Origin of the sequence: Collinsella aerofaciens, assembly GCF_005844325.1 — a bacterium.
Taxonomy (GTDB): Bacteria; Actinomycetota; Coriobacteriia; order Coriobacteriales; family Coriobacteriaceae; genus Collinsella; species Collinsella aerofaciens_G.
Genome location: NZ_SPFY01000018.1, coordinates 1 through 17693 on the forward strand (window position 1 = coordinate 1; position 17693 = coordinate 17693).

Below are 17693 nucleotides of genomic sequence, written 5' to 3' on the forward strand. Positions count from 1 at the left end.
GGCGGAATCGGCTAAAGTGCGATGGCGAAATTGGTTGTTTTTACAGTAGCGCTAACAGCGCCATGTTCAAGATGAAGGAGGACCCCCGCGTCACCAAGATCGGCAGGTTCATCCGCAAGCACTCCATCGACGAGTTCCCGCAGTTCCTGAACGTGTTCCTGGGCCAGATGTCCGTCGTGGGCCCGCGCCCGCCGCTGCCCAACGAAGTGGCGGAATATACCGAGTACGACCTGCAGCGACTGTCCGTTAAGCCCGGCATCACCGGCTGGTGGCAGGTGACCGATCGCAACGACACCGACTTCGACGGGATGGTCCGCCGTGATTTGGAGTACATCGCCAAGCGCGGCCCCATCACGGACTTGAAGATTGTTCTCCTCACGGTCGTTGAGGTCTTTACCGGTGGAGGTGCTTGCTAAATGACTGAACCGGTTAGGGTGGCTCAGGTTGTTGGCAAGATGGTTGGCGGCGGCGTCGAAGCTGTCGTTATGAATTACTATCGTCACATCGATCGCAGTAAAGTGCAGTTTGACTTTCTTGTTGATTCCGATTCGACGCTTGTTCCCCGTGACGAGATCGAATCGCTCGGTGGCAGGGTCTTTGAGATACCGCCCTATCAGCATGTAGCTGAATACCAGCGAGAGCTTCAGCGTCTCTTTAAGCAAGAGGGCTGGAAGATTGTCCATAGTCACATCAACGCGCTTTCGGTCTTTCCTCTTCGTGCTGCGAAGAAGGCGGGTGTCCCCGTGCGTATCGCCCATAGCCATTCTACGAGTGGTAAGGGTGAGTATGCCAGGAATGCCCTGAAGGCCGTGCTGAAAACGCAATCAAACCGGTATCCGACTCACCGTTTTGCATGTAGTAAATTCGCTGGTGAATGGTTATTTGGATCGAGTTCTCAATTTGTAGTCATGCGTAATGCTGTCGACTTGTCTGTTTTCGCGCCAGATGATGAGGATCGCCTAAGGACGCGGCGATCGCTTGGTGTTGCTGACGGACAGCTTCTAATTGGGCACATTGGTCGTTTTACAGAGCAGAAGAATCACTCATATTTGCTTAATATATTCAATCAGGTTTTAAAGATTCGTAATGATGCTGTTTTAGTTTTGGTTGGTTCTGGTCCGTTGGTTGAACAGATAAAGGACCAAGCTGATTGTCTGGGGATTAGCCATTCTGTTCGATTTTTGGGCACTAGAAGCGACGCAGCATCTTTATATCGAGCATTTGATGTTTTCTGCCTGCCGAGCCTGTATGAAGGCCTCCCAATGGTCGGAGTCGAATGCCAGGCATCGCATACACCCATTCTTGCGTCTGATGCCGTTACCTCTGAGACCGCTGTTACATCCATGATGCAATTTGAATCACTTTCTAGCTCCTGTATAAAGTGGGCCGAAAGACTTATTGAGTTGAGCACAGAGGTCTTCGCGCCTGGCGACGATGCCGGTTTGCAGGTATTTGAAATTAATGCTGCGGCCAGAGTGTTATTGGATTGTTATATGACCTATTTAGGTTCTGTTGATTAAGGGGATAGCTTGACTATTACATGTTCTAAGCGAGTCGCAGTCGCGTCGTGTCATGACAAAATCAACTTTGGCAGCGTTCTTCAGGCGTACGCGACCCAGCGTGCCCTTGAGGAACTGGGAGTTGAAGTCAATACTATTGATAAACGTGGCCTGGGTCATGCTATTTCTGAAGGACGCAATGATTACTATCTTGAGCATCTATTTGATGTAGATCTTTATCGTGCAAAGCTGGGTTTTGTAAAGCATCGCATCAAGCAGAAGCTTGATGCTGACTTTGGAAAGAAAATGGCAAAGAGGAAAAGTGCATTTTCATCTTTCGAGTCAACACATTTTAGTTTTACTCCTCAAGCCGCTTCGTTTGAAGAACTTGGGGCGCTTGTGGCTGACTATGACAGCGTTGTTGTTGGCAGCGATCAGCTTTGGCTGCCTGTTAACATTGCTGGTAGGTACTTTACACTATCTTTCGTGCGGCCTCCTGTCCGCAAGGTGTCTTATTCCACTAGTTTTGGAGTATCTTCCCTTTCTGAAAAATATCTTCGTAAAACAAAAGATTTTCTTTCCGATTTTTCGGCCATTTCTGTTCGCGAGGATACGGGAGCGGATTTGGTAGAGAAAGCTACGGGCGTCCGATGCTCTGTTGTATGCGACCCTACGATGCTGCTGGCTAGAGATCAGTGGGCAAGCCTTGCTTGTTCCTCTTCGATTGACGTTCCTGACGAGCTCTATGTTTTCTGCTATTTCATGGGTAAGAATGCATGGAATCGTGAATGTGCCCAAGAGCTTGCCAAGCAGCATAATTTGAAGATCGTCGCCATTGCTCATCCCGATGAGTATGTTAAGGCTGATGACGATTACGCGGATTATTATCCTTGGGAAGCCGGTCCGGCTGAGTGGGTCAACTTGATTGCCCATGCTTCGTATGTCTGTACTGACTCTTTCCACGGAAGCGTTTTCTCAAATATTTTTGAAGTGCCCTTCTTCTCGTTCCGTCGCCACGAGAATATGGGTGCTCAGTCTACGAACTCACGTATTGATACATTGTTGCGTGTCCTTGGAAACTCCGATCGTATTTGCGAATCGAAGGATGCTTTCCGTGCCGCAATGGCAAATGAAATCGACTTTGTGTCAGTACGTCAACGACTTAATGTGTATAGGAATGAATCGGCCAATTGGCTTAAATCAGCTCTTGAGTTGTAGGGAACAGTATGATCTCCATCACGGACAAAAGTAAATGCTGCGGTTGCGCTGCCTGTGCTCAAAAATGTCCCAAGCAGTGCATATCAATGGAATATGACGCCGAGGGCTGCGAGTACCCCGTAGTCAATGCTGACCAGTGTATTGATTGCGGATTATGCGAAAAGGCTTGCCCAGTGCTTAATGTTGATAAGGACGAGCCTAAGTCCCAACGAGCCTTTCTAGTCCAGCATAATGATCAAAAGGTGCTTGCTGAAAGCACTTCTGGTGGAGCCTTCACTGCCCTTGCTCAGGCCGTGATTGCCAACGGCGGTATTGTGTTTGGCGCAGGTTATTTGCGCGGTGAACAGCTTGTGCGAGCCGAAGGAGCCCCTGGGCGACTTAAGGTCGGACATTTTTCTGTGGAAAGCGTTGATGAACTTTGGCGCTTCCGCAACAGTAAATATGTTCAGAGCGTTGTTGGCCCTGCGTATCCCGAGGTCAAACAACAACTAAAAACTGGACGTGAAGTTCTCTTTATTGGTACCCCTTGTCAATGCGAAGGCCTGCTTCGATTTTTGGGCGGCAAGCCGGCAAATTTACGCGTGGCAGACTTCGTCTGCCGCGCGAACCCCGCTCGCGCTGTGTTCGCGCGGCAGGTCGAATGGCTTGACGCAAAGGTTGGCGTAAAAGGTGAGACCGTTCTTTTTAGAGATAAATCACGGTTTGGCTATCGCTATTCAAATATGTGCGAGCTCGAAGGTGAGACTCTGTATGGTGAACGGCTGTACAGTGAAGGTGTCGAAACAGATCCTTACCTAAGGGCCTTTTTTGCTGATCTTTCAGATCGACCCATTTGTTACGAATGCCCGTTTAAAAAGCGTTATCGCGTTACTGATTTGACTTGCTGGGATTTCTTCGATGTTTATCGACTCTCGAAAGAGTTCGACGACAATCGAGGCGTCACTCGAGTTCTCATCCAAAGCGATGAGGGACAAGAATTGCTTGATCGAGCCTCAAGCTATGCCCGTATGAAGGAGATTGATGTTGAGGCTGCAGTAGAAGGTGTTCGTGAACTTACTAAGTCCGTGAAGCTGAATCCGCGTCGCGATGAATTCATGGCTGATGTGGCGAATCTGGATGGTGAGGAGCTTATGAACAAGTGGTTCCCCGATTCCGGAAAAGTAAAAGCCGAGCGCTTTGCTAGGCATACATGCGAAAAGCTTGGAATTTATGACCCGATGAAGCGTCTGGTTAAAAAAATCATAAAGAAGTAGCCTATTGTTCGAAAGGGAATTGATGATTCCTAAAGTTCTGCACTACATCTGGTTCGGTGGAAGTGAGCTTCCTGAACTTGAAAGAAAATGCATTGAGTCTTGGTCGAAGATCATGCCTGATTGGGAAATTCGTAGATGGGACGAAAGTAATTTCGATATAAATCAATGTGAATTTTGTCGTGAGGCATATGCCTCAAAAAAATGGGCGTTTGTCAGCGATTATGCGCGCTACAGAATACTGTATTCAGAGGGTGGAATCCTTCTCGATACAGATGTCGAAGTCCTGAAGCCTCTGGACGAGCTTTTAGATAATGAGGCTTTTGCGGGATTCATGAAGAATAATTTCTTCTTGAATCCCGGCCTCATCATGGGTTCTGAGGCCGGAAGCCATGTCATGAGCGATGTCGCAAAATTATATGAATCTATGAGATTTGAGATGCGAAAAGGCCGCAACTCTATGGATACCTCTCCGAGGGTGCTAACTGATTACCTGGAAGTGAGTTGTGCTCTTAAGAGAGATGGTTCATTTCAGCAGTTAAATGGTTTCACTGCATACCCTGCTACTTATTTTGATCCCCTAGACAGTCATAGTGGCAAGTTTGAAATTACTGATGATACATATTCTATTCACCATTATTCAGGCACCTGGTTGTCACCCGCTAAGAAGTTCCGTGTTGAAATGCGGAAAAAGCTTGCGCCAGTAATTGGACCCAAGCTGTCTTGGTTCATCTCCTCTGTTCTGTCGGTACTTAGATTTGGAAGGAAGGCTTTTTAATGGTTTCGTCTGCCTTAGACCACAATAAGCCTAGGGTTTTAGTATCTGGCCTTTCAAATGGGCTGGGTGGAACCGAAATCGTTGTTGGTAGGTATATAAAGGCCCTTAGCTCATATGCTACGTTTGAATTTCTTGCAACGTCTGATTTATCAGATGTTGCATTCGTTCATGAGATGAACTCCGAAATCCACATTTGCCCGGATATTGATAGGCCCATTAAGCGCTTTGAGTATCTAGACCATCTATTTCAAGATGAACCAAATCGTTACCAGGCGGTTTGGTGTAACTTTAATCATCTTTTATATGCGGATGTCTTGCGAGCAGCTCAACGGGCGAATGTCTCTGTCCGCATTGCTCATTCTCACAGTTCTCGTTTTTTGGGCGGTTTGCCGACTCAAGTTATAAGCCGTTTTAATCGCCGTGCGGCGTTACGTAATTCTAATGTTAGGCTTGCGTGTTCAAAAGAAGCGGGTTCATTCTTCTGGGGCGATAATTTTCAGGTGCTTCCAAATGCCTTAAATTTTAATGACATGGAGTACGATCCTGTCAGCAGGGTAGTAATTAGGGAAGAGTTCGGCCTTTCGTCAAAAGATTTTCTTATTGGTACTGTTGGACGTTTGACTAGTCAAAAGAATCATATTTTTCTTTTAAAGATAATGAAGGAACTGCTAACAGTTAAATCCAACTGTAAATTAATGATTGTTGGCGATGGCCCCCTACGCAAGAGTCTTCAGGAATCTGCGGCTAAGCTGGGTATCTCATCTAGTGTCTTGTTTGCAGGCGAAAGAAAAGATATTAAAGACATTCTGTCTTCATTTGACTGTTTTGTATTTCCATCTACGTTTGAGGGACTTGGTGTTGCCGCAATTGAAGCCCAGCTTAACGGATTACCTTGTGTCTGTTCATTTGGCGTTCCAGATGCGGCTGATATTTCTGATAAATTTTTAAAGTGCTCCTTTAATGTTGCCGAATGGGTTGACGCAATTATTTCTATGGGTCGTCCAAATAAGCTTGCGGGGGGGGCGTCTGTTTATGACGTCAACAAGCAAGCAGGTAAATTGCTGTCAATCTTCCTTGGTCGACAATCCTCTCGTGAGCGTGATTGTGCCGATGTATAACGCTGAAAAAACGATTCAAAAGACATTAAATAGTCTTCAGCGTCAGAGTGTGAGCAACATTGAAATAATTATTGTTGATGATGGGTCGACTGATCGTGGCGCTGAGCTAGTTATGGCTATTGCTGAGGGCGACAACCGGATTAAGCTGATTAGTCAAAATAATAGTGGTGTATGCGTGGCGCGTAATAGGGGTATCGATGAGGCCTCCGGTGATTGGGTGGCATTTGTTGATGCTGACGATATGCTGCCTATAAATGCAGTTAGGCTGTTGCTTGAATCCTCAGATGGCTGTAGCTTGGTTATCGGGGCTCTACTGAATGAGCATGGCGATTATTCGGGCAAGGCTATAAGCATCGACTGGAAAACAGCATGCTCTCTTAGCCTTGCATTTTGGGATAATGTTAATAAAGTTCCGTTTTCGAGCTTTACTAAAGGTGTTGTATTCCGAAGCGTTTGGGGAAAGATATTTAAGAAATCATTATTCCGGAATGGTTTTCTTAAATTTGAAGATGGCATTCGTTTCGGTGAAGACGCTTTGTTTATGGTAGATGCTTATCGTCTGGCTGAAAGTGTAAAAGTAGTGGACTCGGCGGTCTATTGCTATGTCAACAATAGTGATTCAGTAACGAGAAATACTGATATCTCGGCTGTCGAGGGTGTCGATAATTTATTGATAAAACTATACGAGCTTTGTCTCGTGAATCCGGATTTGAACGATCTTTACAAGCAATCTGCAGTCAGGGAAGTCTTATCTTTGATTCGTAATCTTGCACGGTTGGAATCGAATCAGCTTTATATGCCTGTCTCTAATATGGTCTGCCAGCCGTATTTCAGCTATTTAATGGAAGGTTTTGACTCTCACCGTTATTCACGCCGTTTAATCTCTGAAATGAAGAATCATATTACGATCCGCCTTCTTCTTGCAAGGCGAGTTATGGCTGCAATTGGCTTCACTAAGTTTGTTTATGGGGTATATTAATTGAGTTTGATTAATGTTGAAAGATCCTGGACTGAGATTAAACGGGTAAATGCGGGTGCCGTACTGTTCAGCTTCGCTTTGGCTTTATTTTCATTTTCATATTATATTGGATCAGTAAATGCTGCCAATGTGTTTGGGATTTCTCTTGCAGCGCTTTCGCTGGTTTTTGAGTTATGTGCCCTAGCGTTTCTACTGTTGAAGCTTTTACTACAAAAGACTTCCCATGTAAAAGTACTTGTTGGGTTGCTATTAATTATAATTTGCGTCTGGTCGCTGAAATCAAATAAAGCTCCTCAGATTATTTGGTTGGCTCTGCTTTGTCTCTGTGCTGAAGACGTCCCTGAATCTTACATTTCAAGGCCTATTCTTTTATCTTCCGTCTTAATGCTATTGATGGTTGTTGGTCTCAATAGTATCGGTGCTATTCCTTCTGTATTAATGTCGCGCGGTAGCAATTTTGTTCGAAATTCGATGGGTTTTGCCCATCCTAATAATTTCGGCCAGCTTTTGTTTATTGCTTATTCTGCTTCTATTTTTGAGCTGAAAGGCAAAAGCGGTCTTGTGGGTATCTTATGCTTTGTAATTGCTTTTTTCGTAGCCGATTCAAAAACTTCTGCAGCTGGCATTTTCGTAATGGCCTTGTATTCGGATATTTCATTCAGGAGTCGCCGTTCAAAACCATATGGGTCCCTATTTAGTTTTTTACCGCTATTTCTGGCGATTGTTAGTATAGCCCTGCCTATTATGTGGTCCCATGGTGCCAATAAATGGCTTGTCCAGCTTGATAATTTAATGACCAACCGGATTTTTTATTCCGCCTATTATTTTGAAAACTACCCTCTGACTGTTTTTGGTAATGACTTAACGGCCATAGTTTCGCTGCCGTCTGCAACGGGCGGTTATTTAATCCAAACAAGAGTCATGCTTGATAATGCTTATTGTCGATTACTTATTCAATACGGTTTGATCCCATTTACCGCGTTTGTTGCTTTCTATTGCGTAGCGATAAATAAAGCGCGTATTTCGGCCCACGTGACTTTCATTGGCTTGGTCTTGTATTCCTTAATTGGGTTTGTTGAATGCGGAATGTTATATCCAGCATGTAATTTCTTTATGCTTATGGCGCTGCCCACCTTTTCAGATAAGGGGCCTTGTCAATCCGGGGTGCCATCAAAGGATGTTTTGGAGATGGCTAAATAATGGCTAAAATTAAAACTACCAAGGCAGACATTATATGGAACTATGTAAGTACTGTTCTTTCAATGGGGAGCAGCTTCCTCCTTCTTCCGTTTCTGCTTGCTTACTTATCTAGCGCTGAACTTGGTCTCTGGTACACTTTTGTTGCAATAGGCAATTTAACGCTGCTATTTGAATTTGGCTTTACGCCAACTTTTGCGAGAAATATTGTTTATTGTCTTAGCGGTGCACGTAGCATTAGCAAGAGCGGCTACGATTCATCTCAAGTTGGTGATTCTGTAGACTATGAGCTTCTTGGCAAATTGATTAAAACATCCCGGCTTGTTTACGCATTAATTTCTTGCGTTGTCCTGATGCTTACCGCTACAGTTGGAACTGCCTACATTTCTTCAATTTCGAGTGCTATTGATCCCATTTCTTGCTGGGCCGCATGGCTAATTTTTTGTTTTGACGTGTTTTTTAATCTATTCTTTTTTCATTACACGACCTGCCTGAGAGGGTTCGGGGATATTTCCGCTGAAAGCAGGGCAAAGTCTTATGGTCGCATTGGGCAGCTTGTGGTGTCTGCTCTTTTGCTGTTTATGGGTTTTGGCATTATTGGCGCTGCCATCGGTTATCTGTTTAATGACATTGTACTGAGATTTTTTTGCGGTCGCTTTCTGGAGGTTCACTCAGAGGCGATGAAAAAAGCAAATAGCGCTTGTGCGGGTGTTTCTATTTCTGAAATAAAAGAAACGTTTACTTCAGTGGCTTATTTGGCGTGGAGGGATGGCGTTGTTCAACTTTGCTGCTATGCTTCCACTCAGTTGAGTTCCCTGCTCTGCTCCTATTTTCTTGGCGTGGAGGTAAACTCTCAGTATTCGTTAATTATTCAAGTTGGTGGTGCAATTTACGGGTTTGCCAGCGCCTACGTTCGATCTTTTATTCCGATGTTTCAGTCTGCCTATGCTGGTGGTGAAGTTCAGACTGCACGAAAAATTATTGAAAAAAGTCTGTCTCTATATTGGATTTTAATTGTTGTATGCACAATCGGTGTCTGGTTTGTCGGCTTCCCCGTTTTGTTCCTAGTTAAGAAAGGCTTCTCCCCCGACGGGCTTCTTTATTTCTCCTTGGTTGTTTATCTTGCGGTTTGGAACCATCATTCATTGTGCTGTAATTACATTATCAGTACAAATGAAATCCCCTATCTTCCGGCTTATATAGTTTCGGCTATTGCGGGTTTTGTATTGTCGTATGTCTTAATTTCCTTTACTAGCATGGGTGTCTGGGCGCTCGTGGTTGGTAATGGGGTTGCTCAGCTTGCATATAATAATTGGAAATGGCCTGTATACCTTGCACGTAAATTTTCCTCCCATTATTTTGCGTTGATTAGATCTGGTCTCGTGCAGTGGTCCTGTGCGTTGAATAAATAAGTGTTAATCACTGTTTTAATGTGATTTATGATTTCAATCGCGCCGGATATATTGATGTAAATCCGCCGACGGCCAGCCGTCGAAAAGAAAAAATGTCCCTTCCTAGAAGTCGGACGGTGAGGTTCTGGGGCTTTGAATGCCCCAGAACCTTTTACTTTATGGAACGGCCATGACTATGTGACGTTGCCGCATGTACGCTTTGCCATAGGCAAGGAAAGGATATCGACAATATGATTTAGACATGCTGCTAAAGTTTTCTAACGTCACCTGGTACAGTCAAGATTCTTTCGCAAATTGATTTAGCCGTCCTCGGCCCTGTCCTCTTCTAGCCCTTCGCTTTCCCCTCAGCTCGTCCATCTCCTCCGGCTTGGACATGTCCAGGTACCTCCTCTTGCCCCACTCGTGCTCCACAATGTACTTCAGCCTCGCCGTCACTAGCATGAGGGCCGAATTGCCGTCCGGGAAGGCCCCGACGACCCTCGTCCTCCTCCTGGTCTCGCGGTTGATGCGCTCGATCCCGTTGTTCGTCCTGATCCGGCGCCAGTGCTCCGGCGGGAATTCCGTGTAGGCAAGCGTCTCGGCGAACCCGTCGCGCTCCGTCCTCGTGCCCGCCCCGAGCCGTATCGACTCCAACTCGTCCGCCACCTCCCCGGCCTTCCTGCCGCATGCCTCGCGCGCTTCCTGCGCGTGGATCGCCTTCAACATGCGCTACGGCCTTTCGCCTGGTCACGGGAACCCTTTCCAGCACGTTGCGGTAGAAATCACCGCGCAGTGCCGGTGGCGGGCCCCGGGGAACACCTCCCCGAGCGCACCGAGCATCCTCACGCACTTGTTTCGACCTTCCCGGCTCCAATGGCGAGCTTTCTGGCATACCGGACGCTGCGGTAGGCCTCCCAGCCCGCCTTCCTCTCGTAGCGCTCGGCTCTGACGAGCTCGGACGCCTCCTCGTCGAGCAGCGCGTTGGTCGTCTCCTCGACGGTCTTCCTCACCAGATTCTTTATGTCCTTGCGCAGCGACTCCTCGTCGGTTGGTACGATGATCGCAGACGCGTCCCGTGCTCCCTTCGTCAATGATTTGTTGTTTAGCCGCTGGAATCCATATGACGGGGCGCGGGCCGTGTTCCGCTATGCGGTTGTCAATTTGCGAAAGAAATTATGCGTCACCTCTGAATCCCCGAGATGCTCGGCGGGAACGACTGGTTATCAGCGTCAATGGAAAAGCTCTCTTCCTTGGCATCTAGGTGCTGCTGAATGCGGTCGGCGTACTTCTCTGTCCATTCTTCGGCCTTGCCATTTCGCACAAAGTAATTGTTGGACAGGTCGGTCGAGCGGTAGGCGTAGCCGTCCTTCTGATAGTTTGCCGTGTGGTCGGAGTGGGCGATTGCCATGAGCTCGTCGGTCAGGCCAAAGTACAGATGGCTCTGGTCCAGATCTCCGTACCAGTTGTCGCTGGTGTCGTCCCAGGTTAGGTCCATCTGGCACCATTTGCCGTCGATCTTTACGGCGTTCTAGGTGTGGCCGTTGCCGGTGATGCGGCCGTTGGCGATGCCCACGGCGTCAAGGAGCTTGGAGTAGATGCGCTGGTAGCTCTCGCAGGTGCCCTGGTGGCGCGTGAGGCCGCTTTCGGCCGAGCACCAGTTAAGGCTGTGGTCGTACTCCAGCTGGTCGAGCGTCCAGTCGTGGAGCCACAGCGCCATGTCGTATTCCGAGCCGTTTGTCTGTTGCCTGCACTGGGCCACGGCGCTGTTGACGATCTGCGTGACGCTGGGGCGGGCGGCGTCGTTTACGGTCACCTCCGCCGTGGTGCGCAGGTAGTAGATCCCCTTGTCGTTTTGGGGGTCGTTTCTGTCGTTGTCCATGAAGTAGAAGTAGATGCGGTAGGTGCCCGATGCCGTGAAGTCAAAGGTAAAGTCGTGGCCCGCGGTGCCCAGGCTGCAGTAGCTGGCCCATGCCGGGCGCGACGGGTCGCAGACGCTTTCCTGGCTGCCGCCGTCCCAATAGGTGGGCACGTCCATGCGCGCCTTGGCCTGGGACGAGCCGTTGGCCTGGGTTACGTGGAAGATCGTCGCGGTGCCCGCGGGGGCGTCGTTCCACGAGACGGTGAAGGTGAAGCCGTTTTGGGTTGCCGTGGCGGAGTGGGCGTAGGTGGTTTGTGACGTGGTGGAGATTGCGGCGGGCGTGGGGTTGGTGCGGGCTCGGAGGGATGGGGTGGGGGCTGTGGTGGCCGCGCCGGTTGCGGCGGCGGTGCCGGGGGTGGCGGTGTCTGTGGTGTTGGCGTCCGCGGGGTCGGTCTGGCTGGTGCCGGTAGATGTTGCGGTGCTGTCCTCTGCGGAATCTGCTGTCGCATTTGTGTTGGTGCCGTCTTCAGCCTTGTCTGTGCCGCTGCTCGTGGCGTCGGCTTGCGCCTGCTGCTCGGTGGTCTCTTGGGGCTGAATTGCCTCCGCGATGGCTGCCATGGGCATCGTCGCGCCGACCATGGACGTGCACGCGATCGCGCAGAGCAGGTAGTAAAGGGGTCGTTTCATAGCGGAGCCTCTCGGTGAGCAGTCAATAGGGTCCGAAGGCAGCTCCAGGCCTGCACTCCGCACATATTTTATTGGGGATTATTTTACGGGAACCCCAGTCAACATCAGCGAACTTTCTGGGGGATGTTGGGGAGGGGAGGGATGGTTGGTTGCCCGGTGACGTTGTGAATCGCGTTGGGTTGACTATGCCTGATGCGGCAAATCCAGCATAAGGCCGTCTCGCGCTTCTTCGAGACTCGCCACCGAGACCTTCCAGGAAAAGTCCGCAAGGCTGCTGCCTAGGTCAAGTTCTGCGTGGTCGTATTTTTCAATTTTGCAGCCTAGGTGATTCTCGTCTGGTAAAAGGCGACATTCGACCGGTCGCGACCCGATGATTCGATACTCCTTCTGATATGCGTACTTGGGTGTTTTGATAACGAGATTGTGCGGGATGCCCTCAAAGATCTCGCGTATCAGTTTTGGCCCGGGAACGCCGTAGGAGATGGGACCGTGGGCGTAGATGCTTCCGTCGTCGGTGGTGTGTCTGTCGGCGAGGCGCGCGAAGCTGTCGTACTGCACAATGCCGATCCATCCGTCCTCGCATCCGAACTCCTGGATCATGCGTTTCGGGATTTTCACGGCGTTGTCGACGATATCGTTCTCGCGGACCGTATACATGCAGTAGATGGGCAGGGAAGTATATCTGTAGAGGCGCACCCCGGGAGCCATGGAAGCTTCGAGCGGATCGCCCTGTTCGCCAGGCAGGCCATGATAGTAGCCGGCCGCGTTCATGTAGAGGCGACCGTTTATTAGGTCGTCGATGTATGCTTCCTTGGGTGCAAACTTGAGTAGGTATGCGATGCCGTCTTTGAGCATAGAAGATCCTTTCTTGGGTGGAGGTGCCCTGGGTCGCTTTGTGCGCCCGGGTTGTTTGCCGCCAAGGTAAGGCCGACTGGTGGGATCTTCGTGCGGGAGTGGTGCGGGTCGCTGGTGTTGCCCGGGGGCTGTGATCGCCCTCGGCGTCTGGGGTGCATGTCTGTGGAGCGTTCCGGGGGGGGGGCTGTTTCCGGGCAGGGGAGTGTCGGCTGCTGCCAGCTAATAACGAAATTGGGGGCGAGCTCACAGTTGAGGCTGTCCTGCGCAACCTCAGCGGGGCTACGTTCTTCAGACGCGTGTTGGAAGTGGTGCGGAGTGTTAGGGCCTCGCCGCGATGTCGAACGGTACGGTTATCAAGGATTTGCTCAGCGTCAAGTTCGAACTTCCGGTGTGGGTGCAAAGTGGATTGGGACAGGACGGATGATTGGGGCCATCTTCGAGCTTGCAGGTGAAATAGGGGCGGCATAGGATATCTAATGATATTCAGGTTTGGGATGCGGACCGACTCGCTTCGAATCGGGCTTACATCAACTTTCTCGACACTATCGTATGAGAGGAATCTGGTATGAAGATTGATTTGCATTGCCATACCATCAAGGCGAAATCGGGCGATGGAGGGCGCGATATTGACCCGGCCAGCTTGGCTGAGGCCTTAGCAGGCAACCAGGTTGGTATCGCCGCCATTACAAACCATAACCTCTTCGACCTTTCAATATTCAAGCAATGCGTAGCTGAAGCGTCAGCCAAGGGAATCGATCTCTGGCCGGGCATAGAGCTTGATATTCGAGGCAAGTCTAGGGTTGTCGGCCATGTAATCGTTATTGCTGACCCCGTGCATGCGAAGCAGTTTTCTGATGTCTGTAATGGCCTGGTTCAATGCACACATCCTGATGATTTTGTTCTTGATTGGGATAAGCTTGCCGGCGCATTTGTCGGACAAGGGTTCGATTTCATCGTGATATCTCATTACCGTCCCTTCAAGGGCAAGTCTTATAAAGATAAGGCACTGCCTTACGCCGATAATCAAGCACTGAAAGCGAGTTTTCCAGTAGAAACCCCGTTCTTTTTCGAGCCTTCAAACCTTAAGCGCGCTGGCATCATGTATGCCGATGGGGTCGATTGCCTGATTGGCTCGGACGTCAAAGACTGGAGCAAGTATTGTGAGTGCTCCCTTCCTGAGATTAAACTTGAGGTCAAGAGCTTCAGCCAGTTTCTGCTCCTGCTTAGAAAGACACCTGAAGTTCTCAAATCCATTATGGACAAGAAAACGTCAGAGCAGGTTGAAATCACTTTGTTCGATGACGATGCGAAGCTTACCTTCCCCGTCTACAACGACGTCACCATCGTCTTTGGCGCCAAAGGCACGGGGAAGACGGCGCTTCTAAAAAAGATAGAGAATCATTTTCGGGCGAAGGGGTGGACCGATGTCTCTTCGTATTACGCGTCAGAAAACAATGACAAGTATAAACAAATGGTGAACGTGAATCCCAAAGAGGAGGACTTTGTTAAACTCGGCGTCGACGACGCGAGTGATAAATTCGCTGGCATCAGAGCGTGGAATGAACCGGCAGTAACTCCTTTTAGCAATTACATCAGCTGGGAAGAATACAGTGTCGAGAAAAAGGACACGGCTCGCTTCGGATTTGCCTTGGCTTCTGCACCTGTAGAACCGGACCTTGACGCGATGAGATGTCTTATCGATGACTATAAGACATTGATATCTAGCGCTAATAATATTCTTAACAACAAGATTGTTGAGGCTTGCTTGAGTTCTAACGAATTCAGTGAACTTAGATCTGCTGTTCTGAGAGTATGTATGAACGCGCAATCCTATGTGCGATCCGGTTTCGTTGACGCCTACGCACTTCATCTCGAGTGTTTTACAGTCAAGAAAATGAAAAGTTACATCACTGCGCGAACGGGGAGTCCTACAAAGCCTTCCGGAACCGGGTTTTCGGCTTTTGCCTTAAGCTACAAAAAGGCGAGATCCATTTTGAATTCGATTTCCGATTCTTTTCAAAACGAGCCTTATGAGGAAAAAGTGGTACTCGGACGTCTGGCTGAAAAGGGCGACGTTGTACAACATCGAAAATACTTAATAAATCCGTCGCAGGGAACGAAGGTCTCTTATCTTCGCGATAAGGTGAAGGCCAAGAATCTAAAATCGTTGGTTGCGGCAATCGGCAATGCATCGGATACCGCCAAAACTCCGTGTGGGGCATTGGCCTCGAAAATAGCCGAGGTTAACAAGATGACAGATGAGATGGGAATTGCCTCGCTTAAGGACTGTCTGGGCGTTACCTCCTATGTGTCTTGTGGGGGAGATTCGAGCTATGAGCCCTCTAACGGGGAGAGGGCGATGATTGTTCTTGCCCATGCCCTGTTCGACGATGATGCCTCCATTTATATCCTCGATGAGCCTGAGGCAAGTATGGGCAATGAATTTATCAACGAGGTTATCGTAGATAGAATCAACCAGCTGGCGAAAGCAAATAAAATTGTCATAGTGTCCACCCATAATGCCAACATTGCTGTTCGTACTTTGCCCTGGCAATCGATTTATCGCGAATACGATGGCGGTTGCTATCGTACCTACGTGGGTAATCCCTTTTGCGATGAGCTTAGGGATATTGCTGAGGTCAAACCGCCTAAGGTGTGGACACAAGTGAGTATGGACACTCTTGAGGGCGGGGAATATGCATTTACCGACAGGGAGATTGTTTATGGAAAACTTAACTAACGGAATCGTTCTGAACGCCGGTGCCGACCAACACGTGATTACGGTTACGTTGCGTATGAACTCGGAGGGCAATGAGGTCCTTCACTTTGAAGACGCTCCGGAAGAGTTGGACATCGACTTTGCGAAAAGCGACCAGACCTCTCTACGCAAGTTATTTCGCTGGCTGTTGGATGAGCAGCTCAAGCAAAGATTCAGCCTGAAATTAAAGATTGACTCCTCGGTTAAGAATGTCACTTATAAAAAGGTCGCTGAGGATTACGTCAATGACCTCAACGCTGAAATTGATCAGGTCTTTTTAAATGAAGCTCAGACCATAAAGGATCTACATGAGAAATTGGGATAGAGCCCGGAAACGGTAGGGGTTCTGGGGACTCATAAGCCTCGATTAGTTTGAGGTATCTTTAAAGATGACTCCCGATAACGTCTTGATAAGGGCTGCTTCGAATATTGGTAGTATAGTTGTTTGCGAATTTGTGTATGAGACGCTTGACTAATGTGTCCTCGTGGAGTGCGATGCCGTCTTTCGGGTCGCTGCGGGCGCGGGTATGTAGAGTGCTTTTATGCGTTGGCACTCGTCAACCGCTAGGGCGATGCAGTACGAGTTGGGGCCTCTTTTCTGCTTCACTTCATTAAGGTGTATAGTATATAGCGCAATATTAAAGCTCTTTGGGAGCTTTAAGGGTGACGCTTTCTGTAAGAGAGTGTTGCCCTTTTTTCATGCATGTAATGTGTGACGTGTTAGCTAAACGCCATTTCGGCAATGGGATGGTCGAGTATGGGCGGTTTGGCACCTTGCGCCTGCTGTCATTGGTGTAGCAAGCACTTGATTTAGACTACTTAAAGTCTATAATCAAAGAAAAACTCTGATATATCTTTTCAAAATAATGAAAGGAATGTTGAGTACCATGCTTTGTCAGTTCACCTTTAAGAACTATCGGTCCTATCGCGACGAGGCTGAGCTTTCCATGCAGGCGACGCCGATGAAGGAGTTTGAGCGTTCCCTCATCGAGTGCTCCGACGGGCAGAGTTTCCTTCCGGTGGCTGCGGTGTACGGGCCCAACGCTGGTGGTAAGTCTAACCTGCTCGAGGCTCTTGATTACGTTCGTTCGGCGGTGGCCAGACCAATTAGATTGCTGTCTGCCAGCGCTGATGCGCCAGCGGGTGATCGCCCTTTGATAGCCCGTTGTTCGGCGTTTGAATTTGATGACGTGTCTGCTGCCGAGCCCACCGAGTTCGAGCTCTATTACCGCGCGGGCGAGCATGAGTACCGCTATGTTCTGTCTGTACACGCCGATGAGATCGTGTCCGAAGGGCTGTGGCGGCGTAAATTGGGAGCGTCGCGTACGGCGATGCTGTTCGAGCGCGAGGATACAAAGGTTGAACTCGGCCCCACACTGCGTAAGCTTGTGACGGCTGCGAGGTTCAACCCGAGCCTGCCGTACCTATCGTTCCTTTGCATCAACTTCGATGCGCCGGTGGTCCAGGAGGCGGCCAGCTGGTTTCTCGACGCTGTGTTTCTCAACTACAACAGTTCCTACCTTGAGCGGATGCTCGAGCAAATGCTCGACGAGGGCGACTCGCGCGAGGTCACGCGTTTTTTGCGCGCCGTTGATGTGCGTATTGATGGCTTCAGAGTGGAGAGGGCGCCGGAGTGGCGCGGCCAGCGCGTCTTCGTGAGGCACAAGGTGAGGGGCAAGGCGTACGAGCTGCGTTTATCCGAGGAATCTGCCGGTACCCAGAAGCTCATGGGGTTGGCTGCGTATCTGATGACAGCGCTTGAGCGTGGTGGCACCGTTGTGGTAGACGAGCTCGACGCCAAACTGCACCCGAAGCTTCTTCGCTATGTGATTCTGCTGTTTAAGGATCCTGAGGTCAATAAGAGTGGCGCGCAGCTCATCTTCTCGTCCCAGGATGTGTCAACCATGCGAAACGATGTGTTCCGCCGTGACGAGATATGGTTCGCTGCACGCGGCGAGGGGGAGGCGAGCCAACTGTGGTCTCTCGCCGATATCCACGAGGCAAACGGTAATCTGGTAAGCAAGAACGCGGCTTTCGACAAGCAATACCTGTCCGGTCGCTACGGCGCCGATCCGTACCTCACCCGCATCGAGGAGTGGGATTAG

15 protein-coding genes and 1 pseudogene are annotated in these 17693 nt (G+C 49.3%); 12 read left to right on the plus strand and 4 right to left on the minus strand.

Annotated features, from left to right (window positions below):
- Positions 1-62 precede the first annotated feature (62 nt).
- The 9 genes from FGQ61_RS06595 to wzx are packed head-to-tail and all read left to right on the plus strand — an operon-like array spanning position 63 to position 9451.
- Positions 63-416 (plus strand): sugar transferase, encoded by a 354-nt coding sequence (locus FGQ61_RS06595; RefSeq protein WP_229025931.1) that lies wholly within the window; start codon positions 63-65, stop codon positions 414-416.
- Positions 417-1520: a glycosyltransferase family 1 protein gene (locus tag FGQ61_RS06600; RefSeq protein WP_138374993.1), complete on the plus strand. Its 1104-nt coding sequence runs from the start codon at positions 417-419 to the stop codon at positions 1518-1520.
- Positions 1521-1529: 9 nt separating this feature from the next.
- The gene (locus FGQ61_RS06605) at positions 1530-2717 is read left to right on the plus strand and encodes a polysaccharide pyruvyl transferase family protein (RefSeq protein ID WP_138374994.1); all 1188 of its coding nucleotides are present in this window, start codon (positions 1530-1532) and stop codon (positions 2715-2717) included.
- An 8-nt stretch (positions 2718-2725) separates the two neighbouring features.
- Positions 2726-3970: a Coenzyme F420 hydrogenase/dehydrogenase, beta subunit C-terminal domain gene (locus FGQ61_RS06610; protein WP_138374995.1), complete on the plus strand. Its 1245-nt coding sequence runs from the start codon at positions 2726-2728 to the stop codon at positions 3968-3970.
- 22 nt (positions 3971-3992) lie between these two features.
- On the plus strand, positions 3993-4745 hold the full coding sequence (locus FGQ61_RS06615; RefSeq protein ID WP_138374996.1) for a glycosyltransferase family 32 protein: 753 nt from the start codon (positions 3993-3995) through the stop codon (positions 4743-4745).
- The gene (locus FGQ61_RS06620) at positions 4745-5863 is read left to right on the plus strand and encodes a glycosyltransferase (RefSeq protein ID WP_138374997.1); all 1119 of its coding nucleotides are present in this window, start codon (positions 4745-4747) and stop codon (positions 5861-5863) included. The genes FGQ61_RS06615 and FGQ61_RS06620 overlap by 1 nt, the downstream gene beginning before the upstream one ends.
- Positions 5838-6842 (plus strand): glycosyltransferase family 2 protein, encoded by a 1005-nt coding sequence (locus FGQ61_RS06625; RefSeq protein ID WP_171021536.1) that lies wholly within the window; start codon positions 5838-5840, stop codon positions 6840-6842. Before FGQ61_RS06620 ends, FGQ61_RS06625 begins: the two co-directional genes overlap by 26 nt.
- On the plus strand, positions 6843-8042 hold the full coding sequence (locus FGQ61_RS06630; RefSeq protein WP_138374999.1) for a hypothetical protein: 1200 nt from the start codon (positions 6843-6845) through the stop codon (positions 8040-8042). It begins immediately after the preceding gene.
- Positions 8042-9451: an O-unit flippase-like protein gene (wzx, locus tag FGQ61_RS06635; protein ID WP_138375000.1), complete on the plus strand. Its 1410-nt coding sequence runs from the start codon at positions 8042-8044 to the stop codon at positions 9449-9451. Before FGQ61_RS06630 ends, wzx begins: the two co-directional genes overlap by 1 nt.
- Before the next feature lie 276 nt (positions 9452-9727).
- Here wzx and FGQ61_RS09805 read toward each other — a convergent pair.
- The 4 genes and pseudogenes from FGQ61_RS09805 to FGQ61_RS06655 form a co-directional block, all read right to left on the minus strand.
- Positions 9728-10521: pseudogene (locus tag FGQ61_RS09805) on the minus strand (transposase).
- Between the two features lie 89 nt (positions 10522-10610).
- Positions 10611-10925, minus strand: coding sequence for a hypothetical protein (locus tag FGQ61_RS06645; protein ID WP_138375001.1), 315 nt, complete (start codon positions 10923-10925; stop codon positions 10611-10613).
- A 33-nt stretch (positions 10926-10958) separates the two neighbouring features.
- Complete coding sequence (locus tag FGQ61_RS06650) at positions 10959-11975, minus strand: hypothetical protein (RefSeq protein ID WP_138375002.1); 1017 nt, start codon at positions 11973-11975, stop codon at positions 10959-10961.
- 183 nt (positions 11976-12158) lie between these two features.
- The gene (locus FGQ61_RS06655) at positions 12159-12830 is read right to left on the minus strand and encodes a hypothetical protein (RefSeq protein WP_138375003.1); all 672 of its coding nucleotides are present in this window, start codon (positions 12828-12830) and stop codon (positions 12159-12161) included.
- Positions 12831-13395: 565 nt separating this feature from the next.
- Between FGQ61_RS06655 and FGQ61_RS06660 the strand changes: the two genes are divergently transcribed.
- From FGQ61_RS06660 to FGQ61_RS06670, 3 genes are all read left to right on the plus strand, one after another.
- On the plus strand, positions 13396-15570 hold the full coding sequence (locus tag FGQ61_RS06660; protein WP_138375004.1) for a hypothetical protein: 2175 nt from the start codon (positions 13396-13398) through the stop codon (positions 15568-15570).
- Positions 15554-15913, plus strand: coding sequence for a hypothetical protein (locus FGQ61_RS06665; RefSeq protein WP_138375005.1), 360 nt, complete (start codon positions 15554-15556; stop codon positions 15911-15913). Before FGQ61_RS06660 ends, FGQ61_RS06665 begins: the two co-directional genes overlap by 17 nt.
- Before the next feature lie 562 nt (positions 15914-16475).
- Positions 16476-17693: an AAA family ATPase gene (locus FGQ61_RS06670; RefSeq protein ID WP_171021537.1), complete on the plus strand. Its 1218-nt coding sequence runs from the start codon at positions 16476-16478 to the stop codon at positions 17691-17693.

Bases quoted from the DNA above. Each gene is read 5' to 3' on its own strand.
- FGQ61_RS06660 (WP_138375004.1), top strand. From the start codon at position 13,396: ATGAAGATTGATTTGCATTGCCATACCATCAAGGCGAAATCGGGCGAT.
- FGQ61_RS06670 (WP_171021537.1), top strand. From the start codon at position 16,476: ATGCTTTGTCAGTTCACCTTTAAGAACTATCGGTCCTATCGCGACGAG.
- FGQ61_RS06600 (WP_138374993.1), top strand. From the start codon at position 417: ATGACTGAACCGGTTAGGGTGGCTCAGGTTGTTGGCAAGATGGTTGGC.
- FGQ61_RS06610 (WP_138374995.1), top strand. From the start codon at position 2,726: ATGATCTCCATCACGGACAAAAGTAAATGCTGCGGTTGCGCTGCCTGT.
- FGQ61_RS06620 (WP_138374997.1), top strand. From the start codon at position 4,745: ATGGTTTCGTCTGCCTTAGACCACAATAAGCCTAGGGTTTTAGTATCT.
- FGQ61_RS06615 (WP_138374996.1), top strand. From the start codon at position 3,993: ATGATTCCTAAAGTTCTGCACTACATCTGGTTCGGTGGAAGTGAGCTT.
- FGQ61_RS06595 (WP_229025931.1), top strand. From the start codon at position 63: ATGTTCAAGATGAAGGAGGACCCCCGCGTCACCAAGATCGGCAGGTTC.
- FGQ61_RS06650 (WP_138375002.1), bottom strand. From the start codon at position 11,975: ATGAAACGACCCCTTTACTACCTGCTCTGCGCGATCGCGTGCACGTCC.
- FGQ61_RS06655 (WP_138375003.1), bottom strand. From the start codon at position 12,830: ATGCTCAAAGACGGCATCGCATACCTACTCAAGTTTGCACCCAAGGAA.
- wzx (WP_138375000.1), top strand. From the start codon at position 8,042: ATGGCTAAAATTAAAACTACCAAGGCAGACATTATATGGAACTATGTA.
- FGQ61_RS06645 (WP_138375001.1), bottom strand. From the start codon at position 10,925: ATGGACCTAACCTGGGACGACACCAGCGACAACTGGTACGGAGATCTG.
- FGQ61_RS06665 (WP_138375005.1), top strand. From the start codon at position 15,554: ATGGAAAACTTAACTAACGGAATCGTTCTGAACGCCGGTGCCGACCAA.